9 protein-coding genes and 1 pseudogene are annotated in these 10,821 nt (G+C 41.5%); 5 read left to right on the forward strand and 5 right to left on the reverse strand.

The window, feature by feature from the left end; genetic code table 11:
- The 5 genes from P378_RS18640 to P378_RS19160 form a co-directional block, all read right to left on the reverse strand.
- On the reverse strand, positions 1–177 hold a 177-nt coding region (locus P378_RS18640), incomplete at its 3' end, for a transposase (protein WP_143338566.1).
- Positions 178–223: 46 nt separating this feature from the next.
- Positions 224–1,210, reverse strand: coding sequence for a transporter substrate-binding protein (locus P378_RS18645; RefSeq protein WP_338013967.1), 987 nt, complete (start codon positions 1,208–1,210; stop codon positions 224–226).
- A gap of 326 nt (positions 1,211–1,536) precedes the next feature.
- Complete coding sequence (locus P378_RS18650) at positions 1,537–2,628, reverse strand: response regulator transcription factor (RefSeq protein ID WP_099084257.1); 1,092 nt, start codon at positions 2,626–2,628, stop codon at positions 1,537–1,539.
- A 28-nt stretch (positions 2,629–2,656) separates the two neighbouring features.
- Positions 2,657–5,368, reverse strand: coding sequence for a hybrid sensor histidine kinase/response regulator (locus tag P378_RS18655; RefSeq protein WP_238473433.1), 2,712 nt, complete (start codon positions 5,366–5,368; stop codon positions 2,657–2,659).
- Between the two features lie 70 nt (positions 5,369–5,438).
- A complete protein-coding gene (locus P378_RS19160) occupies positions 5,439–5,672 on the reverse strand; it encodes a hypothetical protein (protein ID WP_143338568.1) in 234 nt (77 codons plus the stop codon).
- A 43-nt stretch (positions 5,673–5,715) separates the two neighbouring features.
- On the opposite strand from P378_RS19160, the gene P378_RS18665 reads away from it, so the two are divergent.
- From P378_RS18665 to P378_RS22630, 5 genes and pseudogenes are all read left to right on the forward strand, one after another.
- Positions 5,716–6,831 carry a sensor histidine kinase gene (locus P378_RS18665; RefSeq protein WP_099084264.1) on the forward strand — a complete coding sequence of 372 codons (1,116 nt, stop codon included), beginning with the start codon at positions 5,716–5,718 and terminating at the stop codon, positions 6,829–6,831.
- A 414-nt stretch (positions 6,832–7,245) separates the two neighbouring features.
- Positions 7,246–7,716, forward strand: coding sequence for a hypothetical protein (locus tag P378_RS18670; RefSeq protein WP_099084259.1), 471 nt, complete (start codon positions 7,246–7,248; stop codon positions 7,714–7,716).
- Positions 7,717–7,787: 71 nt separating this feature from the next.
- Positions 7,788–7,964: a hypothetical protein gene (locus P378_RS19920; RefSeq protein WP_180261185.1), complete on the forward strand. Its 177-nt coding sequence runs from the start codon at positions 7,788–7,790 to the stop codon at positions 7,962–7,964.
- A gap of 39 nt (positions 7,965–8,003) precedes the next feature.
- Complete coding sequence (locus P378_RS19165; RefSeq protein ID WP_143338570.1) at positions 8,004–8,393, forward strand: hypothetical protein; 390 nt, start codon at positions 8,004–8,006, stop codon at positions 8,391–8,393.
- A 319-nt stretch (positions 8,394–8,712) separates the two neighbouring features.
- Positions 8,713–9,564 (forward strand): annotated as a pseudogene (locus P378_RS22630) (ATP-binding protein).
- The last annotated feature ends 1,257 nt before the right edge of the window (positions 9,565–10,821 follow it).

Raw genomic sequence — 10,821 nt, forward strand, 5'->3', positions numbered from 1 at the left:
CTTTCTACGACCATCTTCAAGAACTTCTGCCAGAGATCTTATTGCCTCTTTTTTCCATTTAAGCAATTGATTTGGATGAATCCCATACTCTGAAGCAATCTGGGATATGGTTTTCTCTTCCTTGAGAATTTCCAGTACAACCTTGGCTTTGAACTCCCCAGAATATGATTTTCTCACGGCAACGATCCACCTTAAATAAAGCTGTTTTTTTGTCTAGTTTTCTTTATCCATTATAATTTTCGCCGTATTTTTCCTTGTATTTCTTAACAAACTCTTTGTTTTCGGGAGTGTCTGTAGTCTGATAATAATTCCAAGAAACGAGATGCCCCTTCATGTTTTCAGCGCCAATGCCGCGAATTTCTTCTTCTGCAACACTCACTGAGCAGGTAGTCAGGTCTTTCGAAGTTATCCCTGCATCTTTTAACTGCTTGAAGAAGGCAACGTTGCTGTCACCGTTCAATGTGTTGAAGACAACATCCGGTTTAGCTGCCTTGATTTTGTTAATAATCGTACTATAGTCCGTATGTCCAAGGGGTGTATATTCTTCAGCAATCAGTTCTCCACCCATAGCCTTAAGCTGTGCTTTGATGATTTTATTGGCTGTTCTGGGGAAGACATAATCAGAACCAAGGAGGAAGAACTTTTTGCCTTTGTTTTGCAGCAACCATTCAACAGCCGGTACTATTTGCTGATTTGGAGCAGCACCTGTGTAGAAAATGTTTGGCGAAGCTTCCATCCCCTCATATTGGACCGGATACCACAAAAGTCCGTTATTCGCTTCAAATACCGGAAGTACTGCTTTACGGCTGGCAGAAGTCCAACAACCAAAAACAGTTGCGACTTTATCATTTTGCAAAAGCTTATTTGCCTTTTCTGCAAATTTAGGCCAATCGGAAGCACCATCTTCAATGATGGGTTCAATCTTTTTGCCAAGAAGACCACCGGAAGCATTGATTTCCTCGATGGCCATCATTTCAGCATCCTTTACAGATACTTCACTGATCGCCATCGTACCGCTTAAAGAATGCAAAATACCAACCTTGATCGTATCACCGGCATCTGTTGCAGCTGTTTGTGTACCTGAATTTGCTTCATTTGACCCTCCTGTTTTCGATGTCCCGCACCCTGCCAAAAGCATCGACACAGCAAGCACAAGAGCAACTGTAACAGCTATGCCCTTTCTAAATTTTCTCGTAAATTGCATTTTCATCTCTATAAACACCTTCTCTCCTTAAATTAAATCCAAGATTACCAACACACATTTCATGGCCATGAACGTAATGTGGTTATGATGACTAATCTCTTGAACAAAGCAAGAGGCGCTATGAAAAATCCACACTCGACATCGAATGTGTATTTTCCATAGCGCCCTAGCTATGCTCCAATGACTTACCCAAGTCATCATCTATAGTCATCATCTATTGATATCTTACACTGCAGCTTAATCAAATTGAACATCATAAAACAGTAATTTCACCCCAAAAATCTGTAATGATTAAAAATTTTTAACCTGTCCAGAACATTTTTTAAATGTAATCAGACAAGATTATTGTATAATTTTTTAAATTCGGTAGGCGTGTACCCGGTATATTTCTTGAAGAGACGACTGAAATAATCTGGCTTACTATAGCCTAATTTCTCACTCACTTCATAGTTTTTAAATTCACCTGTTCGAATGAGGTATTTGGCATGTTCCATTTTGACTTTGGTTACAAAATCGTTAAAGTTACAGCCTGTCTTCTGCTTGAACAGCTTGCCGATATAATCTTTGCTGATATGCACTTCGTTGGCGATCATTTCCAGCTTAATATCCTGTTCAACATGATCTATAACATAAGCACAAGTTCTCCTGATCACACTATCGGCATGATGCAATTCATATTTCTTGATCATTTCTAAGCTGCTGTTAATATAAACCAGAAATTTTTGCTTCATCTCAGCAATTGATTGAGCATCTGTCATATCAAATGTGAAAGTATTTCCTTCAAGTTTTTGTAGCCAGGGAAAGGCAGCATAAATCTCTTCACTTAGATTAACGAGCATCGTGTTCAGCAAAATGCCTATTTTGTATAGATCACCCTCGAACATTTCAGTAATTTCCACAAAAGTACTTTCAATCTCTTCGGTGATCTGAGGACTGCCCGATAACAAGCAAGCTGCCAGTGTTTTTTCACGCTTCTTGGGATAATAGAGCTTGGCACTTTCTGTAAGCTGCTTTTTCTCCGCTTCAATCTTCGTTCTTTTTAGGTATTCTTCATCCAGATAGGTTTTTGCTCTTTCTAAAGCTTCGCTCAACAAATCACCATTAAGAGGTTTGGTCATATAGTCAAACACACCTAATCGTATACCTTGTTTAGCATATTCAAAATCGCTATGTGTACTGAGAAAAATAACACAGGCTTGCCATTTCATGCTTTTGAGCTCCTGCAGAAACTCAATGCCATCCATACCCGGCATTTTGATATCTGTAATAATCAAGTCAAAATGACTTGATTTCAGCTTTTGCAAAGCCTCTTTGCCGTCACAAGCTTCGTCTGCAATAACAAAGCCATAGGATTCCCACTTCTTAAACCGCTTGAGCATATATCTTGTTGATCTGTCATCATCAATAATCAACACTTTATACATTTTTTATTTCTCCCTTACCCGACCCATTTCAAGCACCTTTTCGATTTATTCTCAAAATAAGCTCCTGCAAATCTGCTGCTGCTTCGTAGAGATTATAGGACGAGATATTTTTAGCTAATTGATCATAATCTTTTTCCTCTAAGTTTTGCTTAAGCTGATTCTTACAAGCTTGAAACAAATTTTTTGCCTCAACATCCCCAGCCTGCAACAAAGCAAGCAGCTTCATGAGAACCTCATGAACATCTCCAAAATCAACCTTGTTTTCTTCCTCTTCTTCAATATTAAGCACATTGTCTAACTGAGTAGCCGCATAAACACAAAGTGCCCGCAAATTTACCTTGAAGTCATGCATGGCTTGTTCAAGCTGTTTTTGATCATTATCTAATATCGCTTTTTCCAGGGTTACGCTTGCATCCTGCAAGCTTATTGCTCCGATATTATTGGCAATGCCTTTGATTGTATGGACCAGTATTTTCGCTTCTGTCAAATCATTTGAAGATAAAAGATACTCAAGTTTATTTGCATCTTCACTATGATTGCTGATAAATTGCCGTATAATTTCTCTGTATTTCCTCTTATTACCACCTATTCTTCTGACACCCTTTTCCCAATCAAGACAAGCTTGAGCATCTTTTACTGCTTCGGTTCGTTCATCAGGCAAGTCCTCTAAGTCTTCGCTAATAGCTTCGATTTCAATATAACTCTTCAAAATATCAATAAGTTTTAATGGATTTAAAGGCTTAGTCAAATACCCGTTCATACCTGCTGCTTTAGCCTTTTCAGCCACGCCTTCTACTGCATCTGCCGACAAAGCGATAATGGGCAGGTTCTCAGTGTCCTGTAAAGCCCTTATGCGGCGTGTTGTTTCGTACCCGTCCATCTCGGGCATGCGAATATCGATTAAAATAGCATCGTAACACTTTTGTTCAACCCTTTGCAAAGCTATAAAACCGTTTTCAGCTGTATCGGTGTCAAAACCTAATTGGTCAAGAATTTCTTTAGTCATTTGCAAATTAATTAGATTATCCTCGATCAGCAGAATTTTTTTCTTTTCGAATATCCTTGTTAACCTTGCAATTTCACCTTCCTCTTGTTTTATGGGAATACTGTCTGCAATGGCAAAATTAATTGTAAAACTAAATGTGGACCCTTTCCCTATTTCACTTTCTACAGATATATAGCCACCCATAAGTTCAACCATTCTTTTACAAATAGCCAACCCTAAACCTGTACCGCCATATTTTCTTGATGTTGATGCATCTCCCTGGGTAAAAACTTCGAAAAGCGACTTTTTCTGTTCTTCAGGTATGCCTATCCCTGTATCCGTAACGCTAAATCGTAAACTAACCTGGTTTTGGTCTTTTCCCAGTAATTCCACCAGAATATCTATACTCCCCTCATGGGTAAACTTTACGCTATTGGCCAGCAGGTTTAAGACCACCTGTTTGAGCCGCACAGGATCTCCTTTTATATACTGTGGAACACCAGGTTTGATGTTTAAATCAAGTTTAATCCCCTTGCGTTGAGCTTCAAAACCAACCATACCGCAGAGATCATCTAAAATACTAAATAAGTCAAAATCAACCAACTCAAGTGTCATCCTATGTGCTTCGATTTTCGAAAAATCGAGAATTTCATTGATAATGCCCAGTAAATTCTTAGCCGCCATATCAATCTTATCGGCATACTCTTTTTGCTTTGAATTTAAGTCGCTGTTCTCCAATAAATATGTGTATCCTGTTATTGTATTTAGCGGTGTTCTAATTTCATGGCTCATGTTGGCCAAAAACTCACTTTTGGCACTGTTGGCACGCTCAGCCTCATCTTTAGCAATTTTCATAGTTTCTTCTGCTTGTTTTCGTTTAACCAGTTCTTCTTGGAATGAGCTATATAAATCATTGAACGTCTTAGCCAGCAGTCTGAGTTCATGCGAGCCCTCGGGGATAAGCCTAAAACTTTCATTACTAAAAGAAATGTCTTGCAATAACGCCGTATAATTCCTAATTGGATCGTTTATTTGCGTAAAAAGAATTCTAATCAGCAGAGCGACTGCGCCAATAATAATACCGGCAAGTATTGCTTGTAAAATTGCTGCTCTTCTGGTACCTTCACGAGCAGCTTCCAATTCAGCTTCCAAACGTGCATTCATAACTTGTTGAAATTTGTCGATCGGTGCCATGATACTTTTCTTATTCGCGTCATACTGAGCATCAAACATAATCTCACGTGCCTTAGCAAATTTTTCCTCTTTGGTTAGCTGCTGTTCTACAATATTTAAACGATAACTGGCGACTTCAGGAACCATGTTAGCTTCTGTTACTCCCAGACCTTCTAAAACCAACCTCATGGAATGTCTCTCAGTTTCTACAAGGTCATCGGAATGTCTTTTCGCCTGTGCTAACAGCTCCTTTTCTGCAGGTGGTGAATCAAGTTCAGCAAGTCGGTCTATAACCTTATCTCTTGTTTTGGTTATATTAATTTCTTCCCAATAATTATTTAAATGGGTGATATCTTTCGTTACAGCATACTTTCTTGCTTCCTCTGTCAAATAATCGGAAGCTTTGGCCAGAGTAAGACCAAGCTGTTTGAATTCTGTTCTTCTTTTTTCAGCAGTTTGTTCGGCTTTAATGCTAGAATTCATATATAAAATACTTCCTCCCAGCAATATTGCTATGAGGAAAAATATTCCTAAGATCAGCGCACTGATCGTTGACTGTTTTATGATCATTTTTGAGCTCACGTTCATACCCCCCAAAACCTGCTTGGTATGCAAAAGTCATCAAAAATCACTGGTTTGGCGAAAAGACTTGTCAACCAGTTACAAAAAACAAGGCAAAGAAATTGGTGTGCAAGCTCTGCACTACAGCCTCTTTGCCTTGAAAGTTATTGTAAACTACAAAAACAGCGTTTGCAATTCTCAAAACAGAAAGATCCAATTTATTTCTCGCCCGCCGGAGATATTTGGCTTGGCGGACCACTTTGAAAGCAGCGGCATGGCGAGCAGTTTGATGATGAGTTACGAAACAAGGGATTGTTTTTGACATGATCCTTCGTTTAATATTTAAGCATCTAGAAATATTCACGGAGATGATACCCTTGGAAATCATCCAAAAGAACAATCAACCTGAAATATTGCTGGTAGAAGATACACCAGAACATATTGAAGCAGTTGTAGCAGTACTGCATGAAAACAATTTTAGAATAAGAATTGCCAAGAAATGGAGTACAGCTCTGGAACTATTAAGTAAGCATCAACCGGATTTGATTCTATTAGATATTTATATGCCTGAAATGGATGGCTTTGAACTGTGTAAAACAATTAAAAGCAACCGTGCTTTTAGTAGTATCCCCATCATATTTTTAACTGCCAGCAACGATGAAGAAAGTATCCGGAAGGGATTCGAATTAGGAGCACAAGATTATGTAGTTAAGCCCTTCAACACCTCCGAACTGCTAGCCCGTGTCAAAACACATATCAAACTAAAGCAGCAAACTGAATCGCTCAAAGAAGCTAATCGCGAGTTAGACAGCTTTTGCTATACGATATCTCACGATTTAAAAGCTCCCCTGCTGTCAATTAATAAGCTTATTGAATATCTTATTGCAGATTATCGGGATAAACTAGATAGTGAAGGCCAAGAGCTGGTTACTATTATTCAGGAAAAATCTGTAGAAGTCATCGCTATTATTGATCATTTGCTTGAGTTCTCCAAGATGTGTGAAATGCCAATGCAAAATGAAGTTATACAACTAGAACATTTGTTTCTTGATGTGTATAATGAGCTTATTCATCTACACGGTCAACGGCAAGTAAAATTAAATCTCAAGCCCCTGCCTAATGTAAATGGTGATCCTGTAATGATGAAAATGCTTGTTTCGAATATACTTTCTAATGCATTAAAGTATACGCGCAACAGGGAACTTGCCATAATCGAAGTTAGCTTTAGTGAGAGCGAAAACGAATACATCTTTGCAGTCAAAGATAATGGTGTAGGCTTCGATATGCGTTATTCAGCTCGGCTTTTTGGAGTATTCCAAAGACTTCATTCACAAAATGAGTTTGAAGGTTCAGGTGTCGGACTAGCTATATGTCAAAAAATACTCAAAAGGCACAATGGTCATGCCTGGATGATTGGCGAAGTTGACAAAGGTGCTACTTTTTATTTTAGTTTTCCCAAACAAGCGGCGGGCGCAAATACTTAAGCTTTTTAAGCCAGAAAAAAAGTAAGCGTACTTTGGTTAAACTATACTAATTCCCGGCGGTGGAGACTTACTGGATTCGCTCAGTTCAATAGATACCAAAATGGCACCCAACGCTCATAAAAATAGGGGCCACAAAGTGGCCCTTTTTCTTTTTGCGCTCATTAAATTGGGGGCCATATTACTGTAGGTAAAAGAAAAAGCTGACTGGAAATGTTGGCGAAAAAATGGTAAGTTTATTTTTCCAAAAAAACAACCATTCACCAAACAACCATCAGCAAAATGATAATAACATTAAAAAACTCCCAGGTCAATTTCAAAAAAGGGCTCTCCCAAGAAATCCGGGCATTCAGCGAGGAAGAACTTCAGGAGTTCATTTCTTATGGAGCCGTAATCAAGAAGAACAAACAATAACTCATGATTCTTCACTACCGTCAAATCACAATCGAATGCCCCATCCTGCTCATGGACGATGGCAGTTACCGGATCATCTGGCCGTCCTTCAAACTCCCCAACCGTCCCTATCCTGTCTTTGTGTATCTTTATGCCGCAGCCCGGTATTTATCCAGCGGTGAAAGCATGCGGGTAACCGCCCAAAAAGTAATTAATTTCTTCGGCTTAGAGACCTTCAGTCACACCACCATTTCCCGGTTTTTGCAAAAGCTTTACCAGACCTTGCCCTACCTGATTCGCTATGGAGCCCAGATCATAAAAAACTTTGGCGTTACCACATCCCAGGTTATCGGGCGAAAACATCGGGATAAGTCACAGTACAAAAAGGCCCAACAACTGAATGGACTGATTGCCCCTGTCCTGCGGTCACCGCCGGAATTCGGCAATTGGTTAGCGTATCAATACTGGAAGGATACCAATAATTTTATCGTATAGGCCAATATCTTCTTTGCAAAAAAGGCGCTGCACCAAGTTACCTGCTACTTTTAAGGTGAGGAGGTGCATCGATGGAAATGATGCGAAGCAAAATTGAAGAAATACCGGTCAGGGCTATCCAAGGCAATAATGTCCTGGCCATTTCGGTGGGCAGCCGGGAACTGGAACGATGCGAGAAGGCCCTCCGGGAATACGGGCTCATCAACCGAGGTAGCCTTTATGGTCGGGCGTTCTGTCAGTTTGGTTAACAAGCGCCTGGCATTGGCGGAAGACTGGCCGCAAGTGTTGTGGATTTGGTCAGGGCGGGGCAGTTATGCCCCCATACCGCCCAGGAAATCGCCCGGATGCCCGGGGATGTGCAGCAAGCCTTTGCTAACAAGGTCATCACGGAGCGTTTGGCCAAATCTGTGGTAGAACGGCTGGTCAGTACCTACAATAACCCCGGAACCCCTCGGGAAGTTAGGAAGTCAATTCTGGAAAAGCCAAAGGCAACGCTCTCGTGGCTGGCCAAGGTAGAAAAGTCCCGTGGTCCTAAACCCAAGGAAGATACAGACTCCAAGTCCCTTTACCGTATCGGTGTGGCATCGGGGCAAGGAGATCTATACCCCTACCAAAGCTCTGCGCAAGGGCGATCATCAATACATTCCCGAACACTACCTGGAACTGCTGACCCGTAAACCAAGGGCGGTCATGAATGCGGTACCCCTGAAAAAAGGCATCATGCCCAGGAACTTAAAGATTTTCTAAACCGGTGCAGGGCTAAAGACAAGCAACAACAGCTCCTGCAAATTATGTTACTGGGGCGAAGTGTAGACCCCGACCAACTCCTGTGGGCAGTACACCAGGCTAACCAAAGCGGCTCTCCCACCTATCAATTGGTTTGTTTTTACCTCAAGATCAGTATTCCTACTACAGAGAGTGAACTCCAACCATCTATTACAGTCAAACACACCGACTTAACTGAATATGACAGCCTAATGGGTGGTGAAGTAAAGCATGACTGAGGAAAAACAAGCAAAAATCGCAGCTCTGGCTAAACGGCTAAAACTTCCGCTGGTGGCGGGATTTAGCCGGCATATCTCAAAGGAGGCCGATTTCTCTGATAACCTCCTCCGGCTCTTGGAGATGGAGGTGCTGGAAAAGGAACGCCGGGGTATGGAACGGCGGACAAAGGCGGCCGGGTTCCCCGTTATCCGCGTCTTAGATACCTTTGAGTTTGATACTAAGCGTTTACCGAAACTAAACCGGGAGCAGGTATGGGAACTGGTCGACTGCCGCTACATCACCGAAAAAAGGAATCTTATTGCCATTGGTAACAGCGGCACCGGAAAAGCTTATATGTCCATCGCCCTCGGCCTTGAAGCCATTCGCCGGGGTTTTATTGTTCGCTTTAAAAGAGCCTCCGACCTGGTTAACCAGATGAGTGAAGCCCAAAAGGAACGGCGGCTCTCCCAATATCTTAAGGCGTTAAACAACTGCCATCTGCTTATCTGCGATGAACTTGGCTATTCGGTCGTAAGTCGTCAGACGTCGGTGTGAAAGTAATACTTTTGGGTCAAAAATAAAAAGACCCTAAAGAAATACATGCAAACCCGACGACTGCTGCCTGACGACCGACGACCGAAGCATGGTGCCAGCCTCCTGTTTCAGGTTTTTGCCGCCAGATATGAAGTTAGCAGCACCATGATTACCACCAACCTGGAATTTTCAAAGTGGCCCGCATTTCTTGGCAATGACCAGGCCATGTCCGCAGCCCTGGTGGACCGGCTTATCCACCGGGCGGAAATCCTGAACATGAACGGCAAAAGCTACAGGTTAAAAGATGCTAAAGGGGAGATCGGCAGCTAACTTCTACCAAACCTAAATCCTGGGACAGGCCATCTATACAAACACCGGTGCAGGAAGAGAATGAATTACCCGTTCTCCCGCACCGGTGTATTTAATTCCTGGAATATCTTCAGGCCGGCCGCATTAGCAAACACCCCGGTAATTTGCCGCTTTGCATAGTGAATTGTATAGAGGAAAATATTGTTCCCGGCATTCCTCAAACCACCTCATGATCAACCCATATATTTCTAATGCTTAAGGGTGGTATACTTTTACTGATCGTGAAGGGGTTTATCCACACATACTTCCGGTCCCATTTAAGCTGAGCGTGTCCACCCAGGGGACGACTTGCCATTAACTTTAGAGAAGGGGCTTCCGCCGCACTAGCCACAGATGGTTCGTCGCCAAGGAATCGCTGGATGCTCGCTGCCAATCGCCGCAGGGTATTCATATCCAACTGATCCATTTTTTATTGTGTATACCTGTGGATAAGTCTTGCAACCCGCATGATTAAAGGATTTTTGTTTTCTGCATATGCCTAAAATCACGAAAGACTGTCGAAGCCGAGCTTGTGTCTTTTATCATTTCTGGCGGAGAGTTAGGTATTCGAACCCTAGAGACCGCTCATCACAGTCTACTCGATTTCGGAGATACTTTTCCGATGCTTTCAGCTGCTTTCCAGAATGCTTCCCTATTATCTGTTTCTGACCAACCCTAGCTCTTCTGTATTTCATCCGCTTGCATGTACTTTTAGATGTTTTTCGCCATTTTGGCGGCTATTTGGCGACTACGCAACTAAAAAGCATTTCTCTTGGGTTAAGCTATTCACAATACATTTTATTTTTCTAGCTCGGCACAGGGGAAGCCGCTAAACGGAGTAGCCCTTCACGGAAAACCTGAAAACTCTTTGAAGTATTTTTTTTACATCAACTATAGGGGATATTTTTTTGGCCCATTCACATTTGGCATGTCCAATATAAGGATACCCAAGCGTTTTCAATTTTGTTGAACCACCGGGATATATCGCGTCCGCAAGTAGCTCCCAGGTATCACAAATACTATCTTGTATCACTAGCGTTGCATAAAACTTTCGCATAAATTAAAAGGTAATAATTGGAAGATATAATTGTATAATTTTGTAATTATTTGGGTGTATACACCAATTAACCCATTTTACTTTATGCTAAAGGAACAACCACTTAAGAGGTAGTCCTTTAATCCACATTTTTACAAATGATGTAATTCCTAGGCTATTATCGGGTCGTAAGTTAAATCATC

This window comes from Desulforamulus profundi (genome assembly GCF_002607855.1).